The 16,113-nt window shown below is 70.7% G+C and carries 10 protein-coding genes; 5 read left to right on the top strand and 5 right to left on the bottom strand.

What is annotated here, in order from left to right; genetic code table 11:
• Positions 1-985: 985 nt before the first annotated feature.
• Positions 986-2,260, top strand: a complete 1,275-nt coding sequence (locus GCN81_RS26995) for a glycosyltransferase (RefSeq protein WP_156727114.1) — start codon at positions 986-988, stop codon at positions 2,258-2,260.
• A gap of 109 nt (positions 2,261-2,369) precedes the next feature.
• Here the strand turns inward: GCN81_RS26995 and GCN81_RS26990 are convergent, their stop codons facing one another.
• Positions 2,370-4,988, bottom strand: a complete 2,619-nt coding sequence (locus GCN81_RS26990; protein ID WP_197287793.1) for a bifunctional FO biosynthesis protein CofGH — start codon at positions 4,986-4,988, stop codon at positions 2,370-2,372.
• A 71-nt stretch (positions 4,989-5,059) separates the two neighbouring features.
• Positions 5,060-5,902, bottom strand: a complete 843-nt coding sequence (locus GCN81_RS26985) for a TIGR03619 family F420-dependent LLM class oxidoreductase (protein WP_156727110.1) — start codon at positions 5,900-5,902, stop codon at positions 5,060-5,062.
• 199 nt (positions 5,903-6,101) lie between these two features.
• Between GCN81_RS26985 and GCN81_RS26980 the strand changes: the two genes are divergently transcribed.
• From GCN81_RS26980 to GCN81_RS26970, 3 genes are all read left to right on the top strand, one after another.
• Complete coding sequence (locus GCN81_RS26980; protein WP_156727107.1) at positions 6,102-7,637, top strand: CehA/McbA family metallohydrolase; 1,536 nt, start codon at positions 6,102-6,104, stop codon at positions 7,635-7,637.
• A gap of 270 nt (positions 7,638-7,907) precedes the next feature.
• A complete protein-coding gene (locus tag GCN81_RS26975) occupies positions 7,908-11,264 on the top strand; it encodes a S8 family peptidase (RefSeq protein WP_156727196.1) in 3,357 nt (1,118 codons plus the stop codon).
• Positions 11,265-11,529: 265 nt separating this feature from the next.
• Entirely contained in the window at positions 11,530-12,693 is a 1,164-nt protein-coding gene (locus tag GCN81_RS26970) for an ADP-ribosylglycohydrolase family protein (RefSeq protein WP_156727105.1), read from the top strand.
• A 41-nt stretch (positions 12,694-12,734) separates the two neighbouring features.
• On the opposite strand, the gene GCN81_RS26965 is transcribed toward GCN81_RS26970, so the two are convergent.
• Complete coding sequence (locus GCN81_RS26965; RefSeq protein ID WP_156727103.1) at positions 12,735-13,520, bottom strand: SDR family oxidoreductase; 786 nt, start codon at positions 13,518-13,520, stop codon at positions 12,735-12,737.
• Positions 13,521-13,652: 132 nt separating this feature from the next.
• On the opposite strand from GCN81_RS26965, the gene GCN81_RS26960 reads away from it, so the two are divergent.
• Positions 13,653-14,492, top strand: coding sequence for a hypothetical protein (locus GCN81_RS26960; RefSeq protein ID WP_156727101.1), 840 nt, complete (start codon positions 13,653-13,655; stop codon positions 14,490-14,492).
• A gap of 134 nt (positions 14,493-14,626) precedes the next feature.
• Here GCN81_RS26960 and GCN81_RS26955 read toward each other — a convergent pair whose 3' ends face one another.
• Together GCN81_RS26955 and GCN81_RS26950 are read right to left on the bottom strand one after the other, a co-directional pair.
• Positions 14,627-14,836 (bottom strand): DUF397 domain-containing protein, encoded by a 210-nt coding sequence (locus tag GCN81_RS26955; protein WP_156727099.1) that lies wholly within the window; start codon positions 14,834-14,836, stop codon positions 14,627-14,629.
• A gap of 235 nt (positions 14,837-15,071) precedes the next feature.
• On the bottom strand, positions 15,072-15,938 hold the full coding sequence (locus tag GCN81_RS26950) for a helix-turn-helix domain-containing protein (protein WP_156727097.1): 867 nt from the start codon (positions 15,936-15,938) through the stop codon (positions 15,072-15,074).
• Positions 15,939-16,113 lie beyond the last annotated feature (175 nt).

Raw genomic sequence — 16,113 nt, 5'->3', positions numbered from 1 at the left:
GGTCGGGGAGGGAAGTGCGACTTTGGTACACCAAAAGCCGGGCAAAAGGGGCGGCTTGCTGTACCAAAGTCTCCTTTTACCTCCGGCAGGGGTGGGATGGGGTCGCCGAGCAGCCCCCAGCTCGGCTCACCGTCCCTGACCCCGGCCTTTGCTCGGCGTCACGCGCTGGGTGTGGGCGACGGCCGACAGCAGACCGCCGCGCCTCGGCCTCTGCCCCCTGCCGGCCTCCAGCCGGGGCCGCAGACACCGACACAGGCAGGCCACACCCCAACGCCACCACTCGCATCCCGCAACCATCCGCAGCCGCCAAGCCGGGCCCCCACACCCGACCACCCCTCACGCGCCCGGCCAACCCCCCACCGTCCGCAGCCGCTGAGTCGGGGCGGCACCACCTCGCCCCCTCGTGCGCACCGGACACCCCAACCAGCCGCAGTCGCTGAGCCGGTGTCGGGCCGCCCACTTCCCTCGTGCGCCCCAACAACTAGTCCGCACCCGGCATGCAAACGCTCACCGCCCCCTACCCGTCCCGCTGCCCCGTCTTTTGGGCCGCCCGGTGTACCTCAGCCTTGCGGGTCCGGGTCGGGTGTCAAGGGTGGAGCGGTAGCGGAATCGGCGGAGCCGACGCGACCGTAGGGAGCGCCCTTGATGCCCGGGCCGGACCTGCCATCATCGGACGGACCGGGCGGCCACCGGTGCCCAATGCGGTACTGGTCCACCACGACGTCGACCCGCTCACCCCCATACCCCATACCCCGTACCCCGTACCCCGCACCCGGGCCCGCGGCAGGGGAGGCCGGCCTGCGGCCTGCGGCTTCGGCGAGGGTGGGGCGCGGGCTGCTGATCGTCGACGCGGTCGCCCGGCCGTGGGGCGTGCGAACACGCGACCCGGGCAAGACGGTCTGGGCGCACCTGAAGATCTAGCGCAAGCCGGACACGCCCCAGGCGGTCTGGTGGGCTGCGGCAGGCGGCTGGAAGACTTCCGGGCATGCGGGTTCTGGTGGTGACGGCGGGGTCGGCCGGGGACGTCATGCCCTATACGGGGCTCGGGGTGCGGCTGTGCGAGGCCGGGCATGAGGTCGTGATGGCGACGCACGCGGGGTTCGAGGACGCTGTGCTCGCCCGTGGGTTGGGGTTCCGTCCGCTGCCGGTGGACCCCCGTGCCGAGCTGGCCTCGGCCGGAGGGCAGCGGCTGGCCCGGGCGGGCACCGGTCCGGTGGCGCTGGCTCATCTGACGTGGATGGCGCGGGCGTTCGCCCAGGAACTGGGCCGCGGGGTGCTCGCCGCCGTAGAGCAGGGCGCGGACGTGGTGCTGTTGTCGCTCTCCGTGGCGCGGCCAGGGCACCTGGTGGCCGAGGCCTTGCGGGTGCCGAGCATGGGCGTGTACCTGCAACCCTGGACGCCTACCGGCGAGTTCTCGCCCGCGTTGTTCGGCGGGGCCCGCTCGCTGGGCCGGTGGGGCAACCGGGCCGCCGCGCGGGCCCTGCTGCCCGCGACCGACTTCATGTACGCCTCCAGTCTCCGCGAACTGCGGACCCGACTCGGCCTGCCCAGACGGGCCGACTGCGGTTCCCTGCGGCGGGAGACCGGCGGCTGGCCCGTTCAGTACGCGTACAGCCCGACCGTACTGCCACGGCCCGCGGACTGGCGGCCCGAGGCGCGGGTGGCCGGATACCTGTGGCCCGCGCGCCCGGCCGACTGGTGCCCGGACCCGCGGCTGACCGACTTCCTCGCGGCGGGACCGCCTCCGGTGTTCATCGGGTTCGGCAGTCTCGTCGCCGACCCCGAGCGGCTGTCCCGGATCGCCGTGCGGGCGCTGCGGGCCGCGGGCGTACGGGGCGTCGTCCAGGCCGGGTGGAGCGGGTTGCGGGTCTGTGGGGACGACGACGTGCTGACCGTGGGCGAAGTGCCGCACGACTGGCTGTTCCCGCGCATGTCAGCGGTGGTCCACGCCGCGGGCGCCGGAACGACCGCGGCGGGACTCCGCGCCGGGGTCCCGGCAGTCCCCGTACCGGCCCAGCTGGACCAGCCGTTCTGGGCGGCCCGGCTGACGGCGCTGGGCGTGAGCCCCGCCCCGATCCCCCTCCGTCACCTGACGGCCGACCGCCTCGCGACCGCGATCCGTCAGGCCGTTGAGAACCCCTTACACCGGACACGCGCCCGCGCGGTCGCGGAACGCATCGCCGCGGAGGACGGCGCTGGTCAGGTGACCGAGGCCGTCCAGCGCCTGGCCCCGGCGGGCGCGGGCGGACAACGGCCGTGAAGGACCCCGGAGAAGGACCACGGAGAAGGACGCCGGAGAAGGACCCCGGAGAAGGACCATGGAGAAGGACGCCGGACCGGCATCGAGCACGACGCTGGGCCATGCCCCCCTACTCCAGGACCGGGAGGAGTTCCGGGAGGTGGCCGTCCGACGCGGCTGCCGCGCGCTGGCGTTCCTCGGGGACCTCGCCGTAGAGCGTGGTGCGTGGCTTGGCTGGGCGGCCCGCCGCTTCCGCGATGGCGGTCAGGTCCTTGACGGAGCGGTAGGAGCCGTAGGACGAGCCCGCCATGCGGGAGATGGTCTCCTCCATGAGTGTGCCGCCCAGGTCGTTGGCGCCGGAGCGCAGCATCTCGGCGGCGCCCTCGGTGCCCAGCTTGACCCAGCTTGTCTGGATGTTGGGGATGTGGGGGTGGAGGAGGAGGCGGGCCATCGCGATCACCGCGCGGTTGTCGCGGGTCGTGGGGCCGGGGCGGGCGATTCCGGCCAGGTAGACCGGGGCGTTGGTGTGGATGAAGGGGAGGGTGACGAACTCCGTGAAGCCGCCCGTCTCTTGCTGGATCTCGGACAGGGTGCGGAAGTGGCCGAGCCAGTGGCGGGGCTGGTCCACGTGGCCGTACATCATCGTGGAGGACGAGCGGATGCCCAGTTCGTGGGCGGTCTTGACGACCTCGATCCAGGTGGCGGTGGGCAGCTTGCCCTTGGTGAGGACCCAGCGGACCTCGTCGTCGAGGATCTCGGCGGCCGTGCCGGGGATGGAGTCGAGGCCCGCCTCCTTCGCGGAGGTGAGCCATTCGCGGATCGAAAGGCCGGTGCGGGTCGCGCCGTTGACGACCTCCATGGGCGAGAAGGCGTGTACGTGCATGCCGGGTACGCGCTGCTTCACGGCGCGGGCGATGTCGAAGTACGCCGTGCCGGGGAGGTCCGGGTGGATACCGCCCTGCATGCACACCTCGATGGCGCCCACCTCCCAGGCCTGCTGGGCGCGGTCGGCGACCTGGTCCAGGGAGAGGGTGTACGCGTCGGCGTCGGTGCGGCGCTGGGCGAAGGCGCAGAAGCGGCAGCCGGTGTAGCAGACGTTGGTGAAGTTGATGTTCCGAGTCACGATGTAGGTGACATCTTCGCCTACCACCGACTTGCGGAGGTCGTCGGCGATCTGGCAGAGGGCGTCGAGGGCAGGCCCGTCCGCGTGGAGGAGGGCCAGAGCCTCGTCGTCGGTGAGGCGGGTGGGGTCGTCGGCGGCTTGCCTTAGCGCGCTCCGTACGTCGCCGTCGATGCGGGACGGCACCATGCCGGGGGCCGCCTGCTCGCGCAGCGCCTCCCAGTCGCCGTACACCGCGTCGAAGTCGTCGCGGCGGTCCGTCGTGCGGCCGGTGGTGTCGATGGTGTGGTGCAGGTCCGTGCGGCCGGTCGCGGTGGCCGTGAAGCCCTCGTCTGGTTCCTGCCAGGGCACGCCGCAGGGCGTGACGTCGCGTGCCAGGCCCGTTTCCGGGTCGGCCAGGGCGCGGACGTGCGGCAGCAGGCGCGGGTCGAGCCAGGGCTCGCCGCGCTGGACGAACTCCGGGTAGACACAGAGGCGTTCGGAGAGCTGGAAGCCCGCGGCGGCGGAGCGCGCGGCCAGTTCGTCCAGCTGGGGCCAGGGCTTCTCGGGGTTCACATGGTCCGGGGTGATCGGCGAGACGCCGCCCCAGTCGTCGATACCGGCGCCGATCAGCCGCTCGTACTCGCCGTCGACGAGGTTGGGCGGGGCCTGCAAGCAGCCGGAAGGGCCCATGATGTGCCGGGCGACGGCGACCGTGGCGACCAGGTCGTCCAACTCCGCGTCCGGCATGCCGCGCATCGCCGTGTCCGGCTTGGCGCGGAAGTTCTGGATGATCAGCTCCTGGACGCCGTGGTACGAGCGGGCGACCCGGCGTAGCGCGAAGAGCGAGTCGGCGCGCTCCTCGTACGTCTCGCCGATCCCGATCAGCAGACCGCTGGTGAACGGGACGGAAGAGCGCCCCGCGTCCTCCAGGACCCGGAGCCGGACCGCGGGCTCCTTGTCCGGCGAGCCGTAGTGCGGGCCGCCCGGCTCGCTCCACAGGCGCGTCGCTGTCGTCTCCAGCATCATCCCCATGGACGGCGCGACCGGCTTCAGCCGCTGGAAGTCGGTCCACGACATCACCCCGGGGTTGAGGTGCGGCAGCAGTCCCGTCTCCTCCAGAATCCGGATCGAGATGGCCCGTACGTACGCGATCGTGTCGTCGTACCCCTCGGACTCCAGCCACGCGCGCGCCTCGGGCCAGCGGTCCTCCGGCTTGTCGCCGAGGGTTATCAGCGCTTCCTTGCAGCCCAGTTCGGCCCCGCGCCGGGCGATGTCCAGCACCTCGTCCGGGGACATGAACATGCCGTGCCCCGCGCGCCGTAGCTTCCCTGGCACGGTGGCGAAGGTGCAGTAGTGGCACTTGTCCCGGCAGAGGCGAGTGAGCGGGATGAACACGCTCTTTGAGTACGTGATGACACCCGCCCGCCCGGCGGCCTCCAGCCCCGCGTCCCGCACCCGCGCCGCCGAAGCGGTCAGGTCCGCGAGGTGCTCCCCGCGGGCCTGGAGCAGGACGGCCGCCTCGGTGACATCGAGCGCGACGCCGTCCCGCGCACGCTTGAGGGCGCGCCGCATGGCGTTCTCGGTAGGCGGTTCCGTGGGCGGCTCGGTCGGTCGTACGGGCTGCTGATCCGTCATGCAACCGAGCATACGAGCGATCACTGACAGCGTCTGCGGCGCGTCACCTCGTTACCTTGTCACCTCGCCACATGGCCACCTCGTCACAAGTACTGGGCGTACTCGTCCAGCGCCCGCAGCACCTCCCCCTCATCCCCTGGCGGCAGCTGCAGCACGACCTCCCGCATGCCCAGCTCCGCGTAGTGCGCCAACTTCCCGGGCGTCGGACGCACCGCGTACGGAACGACCTCGGGCGCTCCCTCGCGGCCCGCCGCCGCCCAGGCCTCCTGGAGTACGGGGAGCGTCTCGGTGAGGCCGCGACCGCCGATGGGGAGCCAGCCGTCGGCGTACTCCGCGATATGGGAGAAGAGCAGCGGGCCCGCGCCGCCGCCGATCAGGGTGCGCGGGCCGACGACCGGGCCGCGCGGCTTCGGCACCGGCTTGGGGTGCGCGTGGCTGGCGCTGACCGAGCCGAACGCGCCGTCGTAGGCCGTGGGTTCGGCTGACCACAGGGCGCGCATCAAGGCCATCCTGTCCCGTACGAGTGCCCGCCGGGTGCGCCACTCCACGCCGTGGTCGGCCGCTTCCTCCACGTTCCAGCCGAAGCCGACGCCCAGCGTGAAGCGACCACCGGAGAGGTGGTCCAGCGTGGCGGCCTGCTTGGCCAGGACGATCGGGTCGTGCTGCGCGAGCAGCGTGATGCCGGTGCCGACGGCGAGCGAGGTCGTCACCGCGGCGGCCTGGCCCAGGGCGACGAACGGGTCGAGCGTGCGGCCGTACTGGCGGGGCAGCTCGCCGCCCATCGGCGCCGGAGTCTCCCGGCTCACCGGGATGTGGGTGTGCTCGGGGAGGTAGAGCCCGGCGAAGCCGCGCTGCTCCAGCTCGCGCGCGAGGCGTACCGGTGTGATCGTCTCGTCGGTCAGGAAGATGGTGGTCGCCACGCGCATACGAAACCTCCGGGATCGGGGTGTGCCGGGTCGGGTGCGGTGGGGTCTGCTGGCTGGAACGGTTCGCCACCCAGCGGAAGTCTGTCAACACCCTTCTCTTCGAGAAGGGTTCACGGCTCAATGCGAGGGTGGTCCCGCACCACCAAGAGGGCTGTCCGTACCACCACTGTCCCTTCCGACACCTTGGGGAGTCGACGGCATGTGCGAGGAACACGGCACGCGAAGCGGCCCACGACACCACCCGAACAGACGTGGATTGCTCGTGACGGGAGCCGCAGCCGCGCTTACGTTGAACGGTGTGAGCTTCGCAAGCGCCGACGAGCACGAATCCACGAGCGGGCAGGAGAGCGGGCGGTCGAGCGGGCAGTCGAGCAGAACCGTGCGGGGCACCCTGCCCACCGGCTCGCCGGACTATGTGTATCTGCCCATGCAAGTGCCGCGCGGCGTACGGCAGATCGACGTCTCGTACACCTACGAGCGGCCCCAGACCCCGCCCGGCACCCCGGGCAACGCCCTGGACATCGGCATCTTCGACGAGCGCGGCACCCAGCTCGGCGGCAAGGGCTTCCGTGGCTGGTCGGGCAGCGCGCGCAGGGAGTTCTTCCTGCGCGGCGACGACGCCACACCCGGCTATATCCCGGGCCCCATCCGCCCCGGCACCTGGAACATCGCCCTCGGCCCCTACACCGTCGCGCCCGAGGGACTCGCGTACGAGGTGACCATCGCCCTCACCTACGGCGAACCGGCCGCCGCCCCGAAGCCCACCTATCCGCCCGAGCGCGCGCGGAGCCGCGGCCGCGCCTGGTACCGCGGGGACTGCCACCTGCACTCGGTGTACTCGGACGGCCGCCGCACCACCGCCGAGATCGCCGCACTCGCCCGCGCCGCCGGACTGGACTTCATCAACACCTCCGAGCACAACACCCACGCCGGGCACGCCGCCTGGGCCGAGCACGCGGGCGACGACCTGCTGATCCTGCTGGGCGAGGAGGTCACCACGCGCAACGGCCACGTCGTCGCCATCGGCACCGACCCGGGCACCTTCGTGGACTGGCGCTACCGCGCCCGCGACAACCGCTTCGGCCACTACGCGCGCGTGATCCGCTCCAGCGGCGGCCTGGTGGTCCCCGCGCATCCGCACGCCACCTGCATCGGCTGCGACTGGAAGTTCGGGTTCGGCCACGCGGACGCGGTGGAGGTGTGGAACGGGCCCTACACGCCGGACGACGAGGTGTCGCTCGCGGAGTGGGACAACACGCTGGTGGCGGGCGCCCCATCCTGGATTCCGGCCATGGGCAGCAGCGACGCGCACCGCGACCCCGACCTGGTCGGCTCCCCGCAGACCGTCGTGCTCGCCGACGACCTGACCCGTACGGCGATTCTGGCCGGGATCAAGGCGGGGCGCAGCTATGTCGCCGAGTCGTCGGCGGTGACCCTCGGCTTCACCGCGGTCGGCGGTCGCGGGCAGCACGCGGGCATCGGCGAGCGGCTGCCGGTCGGTCCCGACGAGCCGGTCACCGTACGCCTGGAGACCACGGGCGCCCCCGGCTGCACGGTCCACTTCGTCACCGACCAGGGTCAGCTCTTCCAGACGCAGACGCAGACGGCCGAGTGGCGGACCACCGCCGCGTACGCCGCCTACGTACGGGCCGAGGTCCGTCATCCGCCGGTGGTGCCGGGCCTGCCAGGACCGCTGGCGGCGTTCACCAACCCGGTGTTCCTCGGCAGGCGCTGAGTCAAGCCAACCGCGCGTTTCTCGCCACCTCGGACGCCGAATGAACCAACTCCCCCTCACCACCATCTCCTTGGGCAAGGGGGAGGCATGTACACGATGTACTCCTGCAAGTAAGGACAAGTAAGTGCAAGTTCGTACACGCGCGGACATGCCCGGACTATCCCCCTGACGTGAACCACTCATCTCCAGGGGGAGATCGTGCGCAGACAAGCGAAAAGAGCATGCGCGTCCACCATCGCCGTGGCGGCAGCCGTGGCACTGACGGCGGGTATGACCAGCCCGGCGTTGGCGAAGGCGGACCGTACGACCGTGGAGCTGGCCTCCGCGAAGGGGGCGGCGCTCGCGGGCAAGCAGCGTGTCGTACTGATCACCGGTGACCGGGTCGTCGTGGACGCCAAGGGCGCGCCGGTCGCCATCGAGAAGGCCAAGGGCCGTGCGCACATACCCGTGCGCGTGCAGCGCGCCCACGGCCGCACCCTGGTCATACCCGCCGACGCCCAGCGGCTCGTCACCTCGGGGAAGCTGGACAAGCGGCTCTTCGACGTCGTCGAGCTGGCCAGGTCGGCCAAGCTCCGCGCGCCGAAGGCCCAGGGCGCGGATCAGGGCGCGGGCCAGGGCGCGGGCCAGGGCCAGGGTGAGCTGAAGACCGGTGAGCTGAAGGTCATCGTCGGGTACGAGAACGGCTCGGGCCCCGCCGCCGCGGCGAAGGCCCGCGTGCGCGCCGCCGACGACGCCGAAGTCACCGACACCCTCACCGCCCTGAACGCCGAGGCGGTCACCGTCGCCCCCGAAGGCGACGCCACCGCCCTGTGGGACGCGCTCACCAGCGAGGAGCGCGGCAGCGAGTCCCGCGCCACCGCCTCCGGCGTGCAGCAGGTCTGGCTGGACGGCGTCCGCAAGGCCAGCCTCGACAAGAGCACGAAGCAAATCGGCGCGGACAAGGCCTGGGCCGCCGGGTACGACGGCAAGGGCGTCAAGATCGCCGTCCTGGACACGGGCGTCGACCAATCGCACCCGGACCTCAGGACCCAGGAGATCGCGGAGAAGAACTTCACCGAGTCCAAGGACACGGTGGACCGGGTCGGGCACGGCACCCATGTGGCGTCCATCGCCGCGGGCACGGGCGCCAAGTCGGGCGGCACGTACAAGGGTGTCGCGCCGGGCGCGAAGATCCTTGACGGCAAGGTCCTGGACGACAACGGCTTCGGCGACGACTCCGGCATCATCGCCGGAATGGAGTGGGCCGTCGCCGAGGGCGCGGACATCGTGAACCTCAGCCTGGGCGGCTGGGACACTCCGGAGGTTGACCCGCTGGAGGAGGCTGTCAACACCCTCTCCAGGAAGAACGGCACCCTCTTCGCGATCGCGGCGGGCAACGACGGCATGCCCGGTTCGGTCGGTTCGCCGGGCAGCGCGGACGAGGCCCTGACCGTCGGCGCCGTTGACGACAAGAACAAGCTGGCCGACTTCTCCAGCCAGGGCCCGCGCATCGGCGACGGGGCCATCAAGCCGGATGTCACCGCGCCCGGCGTGGACACCACGGCCGCCGCCGCCCCCGGCAGCGAGATCGAGCGCGAGGTGGGCCAGAAGCCGGACGGCTATCTCTCCATATCCGGTACGTCCATGGCGACTCCGCACGTCGCGGGCGCCGCGGCCCTGCTCAAGCAGCAGCACCCCGACTGGGGCAAGACCGAGCTGAAGGGCGCCCTGACCGCGTCCACCAAGCCCGGTAAGTACACGCCCTTCGAGCAGGGTTCGGGCCGTATCGCCGTCGACAAGGCGCTGAAGCAGACGGTGATCGCCGAGCCGGTGTCCCTCTCCTTCGGCGTCCAGCAGTGGCCGCATAACAACGACAAGCCGGTTACCAAGAAGATCACCTACCGCAACCTCGGTGACAAGCCCGTCACCCTCGACCTGGCGGTCACCGCGACCGGCCCGAAGGGCAAGCCCGCGCCGAAGGGCTTCTTCACCGTCGGCAGCAAGAAGCTGACCGTTCCGGCGGGCGGCACAGCGGCCGCCAAGCTCACCGCGGACACGCGCATCGGCGGCAAGGCCGACGGCATGTACGCGGCGTACGTGGTGGCGACCGGCGGCGGACAGAGCGTCCGTACGGCGGCCGCGGTGGACCGCGAGATCGAGTCGTACAACCTGACGCTGCGGCACACGGGGCGTAACGGCAAGCCCGCCGAGTTCCACGACACGACCCTGGCCGGGGTGTCCGGCCTGGCCGCGGATCAGTGGCTGAACCCCTACGACGCGTCGGGGACGGTCAAGGTGCGGGTGCCCAAGGGCGGTTACCTGCTCGACAGCCAGATCGTGCGCAACCCGGAGGACCTCGGCAAGGGCTACGACTGGCTCGCCCAGCCCCAGCTGAACATCACCAAGAACACCACCGTCAAACTGGACGCCCGGCTCGCGAAGCCCGTGAAGATCACGATGCCAGCCAAGGGCGCCAAGAACGAGGTCCTGTTCGGGCTTGTCAGCCGTGAGGTCCGCGGCGGCGAGTACGGCTTCGGCGTCTGGCTGGACGAGGGCACGGCCGACAACCTCCGCACCGCCCACCTCGGTCCGAAGGTGACCGAAGGCTCGCTCAGCCAGTTCTGGAGCGGCCAGTGGACCAAGGGCGCGGCCACCCAGTACGCCGTGAACTACGGCGGCAAGGTGAAGCGGCTCGCGACCGGCTACACCAAGAAGGTCAAGACGAAGGACCTCGCCCGGGTCAAGGTCGGTCTCGGCGCCTCGGCCAAGGGCAAGAAGGGCGCGGTCTCGGCCGAGGGCTGGCTCCCGGGTCAGTTCTCCGCCGGCGGCGTCGCCATCCCGCAGAAGGCCCCCGGCACGCGGACGTTCTACCTCTCCACCGCGAACAAGGTGACGTGGAACCTGGACTACGCCCAGCTCGGTGGCCTGGACGAGGACGGCTTCCCGGAGAGCGAGGCGTACTACGTCCTCGGAGCGGAGCAGACCTTCAAGGCGGGCAAGACCTACAAGAAGACCGCCAACACCGCGGTCTTCGGGCCCAAGCTCACCGCGGACTACGGTGTCTTCCGTGAGGGCAACGAGCTCGGCGCCTTCCTGCCGGTCTTCGCCGACGGCAAGGGCAACGACGGGTCCTCGCTCTACTCATCGGTCAGGACGACCCTCCTGCGTGACGGCAAGAAGGTCGGCCAGAACGGCGACCCGCTGACGGGCGAGACCTTCAAGGTGCCTGCCGGGGACGCGCTGTACAAGCTGAGCACGTCCGTCAAGCGGGACCAGAAGATCGCCCGGGCCGCCAGCCGAATCGACGTGAGCTTCACCTTCCGCTCCAAGAAGGCCAAGGACGCGAAGCTGCCGGTCTCGACCGTCCGCTTCACCCCGAAACTCGCGCTGGACAGCACGGCCAAGGCGGGCAAGCGGATGACCATCCCGGTCACCGTGCAGGGCGCGGCCACGGGCAAGAACCTCAAGGCGCTGGCCGTAGCCACCTCCTACGACGGCAAGAAGTGGAAGCGGGCCACCGTCGCCAAGGAAATGATCTCCGTGAAGAACCCGGCCAAGGGCAAGAGCATCTCGCTGCGTGCCACGGTCGTGGACAAGAAGGGCAACAAGTCGACCATCGCGATCTACGACGCGTACTTCGGTAAGTGACCCTCAGCTGATCGAGCTGAGCTGGCTGAGCTGAGATGGGCTGAGCTGAGCTGAGCTGAGCTGAGCTGAGCTGGCCTGAACCCAGCGGCCCGTCCGAGCCACCGCGCTTGGGCGGGCCGCGCCGTATTGCCTGGTGAGGGATTCGTCATTGCCTGGTGGGGGATTCGTATGGGCTCGCTGCTCCCGATCTCCAGTTCCCCGTCGATTACAGTGCTGCGCGTTGGGATCGCGGGTGCGGAGGTTGTCGGAGGGGAGGGCGGGAGGGATGGGCGCAGGAGTCTCCGGGATCTGGGGGCGGGCGGAGCAGCAGGACTTTCGTAGCAGGGTGCGGGGGACGCTGCTGGGGTCCGCGCTGGGTGACGCGCTGGGGACGCCGTTGGCTGGGCTCGCGCTCGCGGGGATACGGAGCGCGTACGGGCCGGACGGACTCGTAGACCTCGCTCCCGCGTACGGCAGGCGGGGGGCCGTCAGCGCGGCGACGCAGCTCGGGCTCTTCACCGTGGACGGGCTGATACGGGCGCAGGTGCGGCGGGACACGGGCGCCTGGCACCCGCCCACCGATGTGCACCGCGCGCACCGCCGATGGGCCGCCACGCAGCATGAGTGGGGGCCCGACGAGCGGCGCAAGGACGACGGGTGGCTGGCTCGGGAGGAGTGGCTGTACGCCCGGCGCGATCCTGGCCGGGCTTGTCTCGTCGGGTTCGGCGACGAGGTGATGGGCACGCTGGACGCGCCCCGGAACCCGGCTGAGCGGGGGAGCGGCGCGGCGGTACGGTCCGCGGCGTTCGGGCTGCTGGTCGGGTGGGAGCCGCAGTTGGTGCTTCAGCTCGCCGTCGAGTGTGCCGTACAGAGTCACGGGCACCCCGTCGCGTATCTCGCCGCGGGGGCGCAGGCGTTGCTGGTGCACGGGCTCGCCCGTGGGGAGTCGCTGGACGGGGCCGTGCAGCACGCCTTGGCGCTGCTGGCCACCAGGCCGGGCCACGAGCCGGTGACGGACGCGCTGCGGCAGGCGCTCGGGGCGGTGCGGCAGGGGATGCCCAACCCGGCGCGGGTCGAGGCATTGGCGCTGCTGGACGGCGATGGAGGCGGGGCGGACGCGGACGCGGGCGGCGAGGGTGGTGGTGCGGGGGCGGTGCTGGGGGCCGCTGTGTACTGCGCGCTGGTGTGCGAGGACATCCGGCACGGGCTCGCGCTCGCGGTCAACCACGGGGGCGACTCGGTGGCCACCGGTGCGCTGACGGGTGCGCTGCTCGGCGCCCTGCACGGGGAGACGGCGTTGCCGCCCGGGTGGCTCGTCGAGCTGGAGGGGCGCCCGACGATCCTGTCGCTCGCGGACGACTTCGCGATGGAGATGACACAGGGCCCAGCGCTGCACGGGCCGGGCGCGTCGGCGCCGGGGTGGCTGGCCAGGTATCCGCGGGCCGTCTGACCCGTCCGTACCGCCTCTGACCCGCTCGTACCGCCTCTTGCTCAGCGCATCAGTTCCCCCGCGTTCACCAGGAGTGACTGGCCGGTGATCGCGCGGGCGCGGTCCGACGCCAGGAAGGTCACCGCGTCCGCGACATCCCCGTCCGTCGCCAGTTCCGGGAGGGCCATGCGCTCGGTGAGGCGGGCCAGGACCTCGGCCTCCGGTGCGCCCTCGCGCCTGGCGGTGAGGCGGACGTACGCCTGGACGGGTGGGCCCCACATCCAGCCGGGCAGCACGGTGTTGACCCGGATACGGTCCGGCCCAAGCTCCGTCGCCAGCGAGTACATCGCCGAGGTGAGCGCGCCCTTGGACGCCGCGTACGCGGCCTGCTGGACCTGTGAGGGCGCGGCGATCGCGGACTGCGTACCGATGATGACGACCGAGCCGCCGCGCTCTCTGAGCGCGGGCAGACAGGCCCGGGTCATCCGCAGCGTGCCCAGCAGATTGACGTCGATGACCCGCTGCCAGGTCGCGAAGTCGGCGTCCGCCAGACCGCCGAAGTAGCTGTCCCAGGCGGCGACATGGACGACCGCGTCGAGACGCCCGAACCGTTCGAGCGCCAGCGCGGCCAGCGCCTCGCACTGGCTCTCGTCCGTGATGTCGGTCGAGCGGTACGCGGTGTCGCGGCCTCCTGGGTCGATCTCGGCCGCGGACTTGGCGAGGTTCGCCTCGGTGCGCGCCCCGAGCACGGCCCGCCCCCCGTCCCGTACCACCGCCGCCGCGACCTCGTGGCCGAGCCCGGCGCCGACTCCGGAGACGAGCACGGTCTTTCCCCGCAGCATCAGCACGACGCCTCCACGAGTCTGGTGGATTGCCTGACGGAGCGTCAGAGTAGGTCCCTTCGAGGGAGAGTGGAAGCGCGCGGAAGGCGCAGAGGTGCGCGGAAGGGCGAAGAAGCGCACGGAAGGGAGTGGACGCTGATGGGCGAGGACACACGCAGTGAGGTGTACGCGGAGCTGGCGGCCCTGGGTCCGTATGGGACGCATCCGGGGCACGCCCTGATCACCATGGTCGAGCCGCATCCGGGCCATGAGTACGCGTACAACCGCTGGTACGAGGACGATCACTACTACGCCGGTGCGATGGCCATGCCCTGGATGTACGCCGGTCGCCGCTGGGCCGCCACCCGGGACCTCCAACTGCTCCGGTATCCGGAGAAGTCGGCCGTCGCGCAGCCGGTGACCGCCGGGTGCTACCTCTCCACGTACTGGATCACCGACGGACGTTACGACGACCACATGAAGTGGACCGTCGGCATCAACAAGCGGCTCAACCGGGACGGCCGGGTCTACCAGGACCGTACGCACGTCTTCACCGCCTTCCAGGACCACCTGGCCACGGTCTACCGGGACGGGGCGGCGGGGCCGCGCGACGTGCACGCGCTGGATCACCCCTACCAGGGGCTGGTTCTGGAGGTCATCGACGCCGAAGGGGCCGAGCGGCGGGCGGAGTTGCTGGAGTGGCTACGGGCCAGGCAGCTGCCGCGCGGGCTGGCGGGGTCGGCGGCGGCGATGGTGGTCGTGTTCCGGCCGACGCCGCTGCCAGGGGACCGGATGTCGTATGTGAAGCAGGTCGAGGGGGTCGATACGCGGCTCACGCTCCTGTGGTTCCTGCAGGCGGACCCGAGAGAGTGCTGGTCCGAGCACTTCGCGCACCATGCCGATGCGGTCACTGAGTCGGGCCTGGGGCGGGTCGAGTTGGTGGCGCCGTTCATTCCGACCGTGCCGGGCACGGACACCTACGTCGACCAGTTGCGGTAGTCGCCGTCGCCGCGGCGGCCGCGCGCGTGGCCGAGCCCCCTCGGCCGGGACGGCGGGCCAGTCGAGAGGGCTCTTCGATGGTGCGTGTGCGTGTGCTGCTATGTGATTGTCGTTGTCGTCGTGATGTCCGGGCATCAGGTGAGGTCGGACGCCTCCCCGCTGACCTGTCCGATGAAGGTGTTCCAGGAGTCAGGGCCGAAGGCGAGGGCCGGGCCCCCGGTGACCTTTGAGTCCCGTACGGCGATCGAGTTCAGGACGGGGGACTTGACCTCTACGCACGCGCCGTTGCCCGTGGAGTAAGAAGACTTTGTCCAGGTCGTCGTGGTTCCCTGCTGAATTGCCATGTTCGCTCCGCCAGCCAGTTGTCGAGATTTGTTCCGCCAACAACCTTGTTCTTGTTGGCGTGATCGACGCTACTCGCCAACTCCGCTGGGCGAGCCTGTCATTCACTCGACCGGATGGCATATTCCAGTGAGGTCTTCCCGCTTGAGGGGGTGTGGGTGTACGGTTCCGCCCCCTCTTAGGGCCCCCGCGAAGAACCTCGCTGATTCTGGGTGATCCATTTCGGCCTACTTCGGCCTACGCGGAGGGTTTGGCGTATCCCTTTGCGATGTCCGTAATGAACTGACGGGTTTGGTCCGCATTCAGGGCCTGCGCCCGGAGATGCTCGTACATGACGCTGTATTTCTGTACGTCATGGGCCTTTTCCAGATAAAGGTCGCTGGTGACTCCCTCGATGTAGACGACGCTCGAATCGGCGGCGTCCGGGAACTCGAGTACGGCGTACTGACCGTTCACGCCGGGGTGCGCGCCCATGGTGAACGGCATCACCTGGACCGTCACATGCGGCAGTTGCGACACCTCCACCAGGTGCTCCAGCTGCTCGATCATCAGCTGCCGACCGCCGACGACCCGGCGCAGCGCGGCCTCGTCGAGTACGGCCCACAGCCGCAGCGGGCTCTCCGGCGCGTTGATCCGGTCCTGGCGGCGCATGCGTACCTGCACGCGCTTCTCGATGTCGGTCGGCGTGGTCTCCGGCAGCGCGCCGGTGATCATGGCCTCCGCGTAGGCGCGGGTCTGCAGCAGGCCGGAGACGACCTGGGGCTCGTACACGCGCAGCGACGCCGCGTCCGTTTCCAGACCGATGTAGACGCTGTACGGAATGTCGCCGTACGCGTGCCACCAGCCCTGCTGGCGGCTGTCCTTGGCCATCTGCATCAGCGAGTCGACGATGCGGTGGTCCTCGACCTCGTAGACACCGCACAGGTCGCGGACGTCGCGCTGGCTGATGGAACGGCGGCCGTTCTCCAGGCGGCTGATCTTCGACTGGGAGACCAGCAGGCGCTCGGCCACCTCCTCCGCCGTCATGCCTTTGAGCTCGCGGAGCCGACGCAGCTCCTGGCCCAACCGGCGTCGTCTGACGGTGGGATTGACGTTGGACGCCACGGGAAGTGCACCTCCGGCTGAAACCTCTACTTTGCGTATCTGCTGTTCAGCAGATTGCCACCAAGAGGTGACCCAGCGCTGGGAAACAGCGGATGGCGTGCGATATGAGGCCGACGGGGTCAGGCGTGGTCCGGGTGGCGGGCGCCCGTCGGGCATGCGGGTGCGCGGGGTGGTG

The sequence above is a fragment of the Streptomyces apocyni genome, from assembly GCF_009739465.1.
Classification (GTDB): Bacteria; Actinomycetota; Actinomycetes; order Streptomycetales; family Streptomycetaceae; genus Streptomyces; species Streptomyces apocyni.
This window is presented reverse-complemented; position numbering and strand designations above follow the sequence as displayed.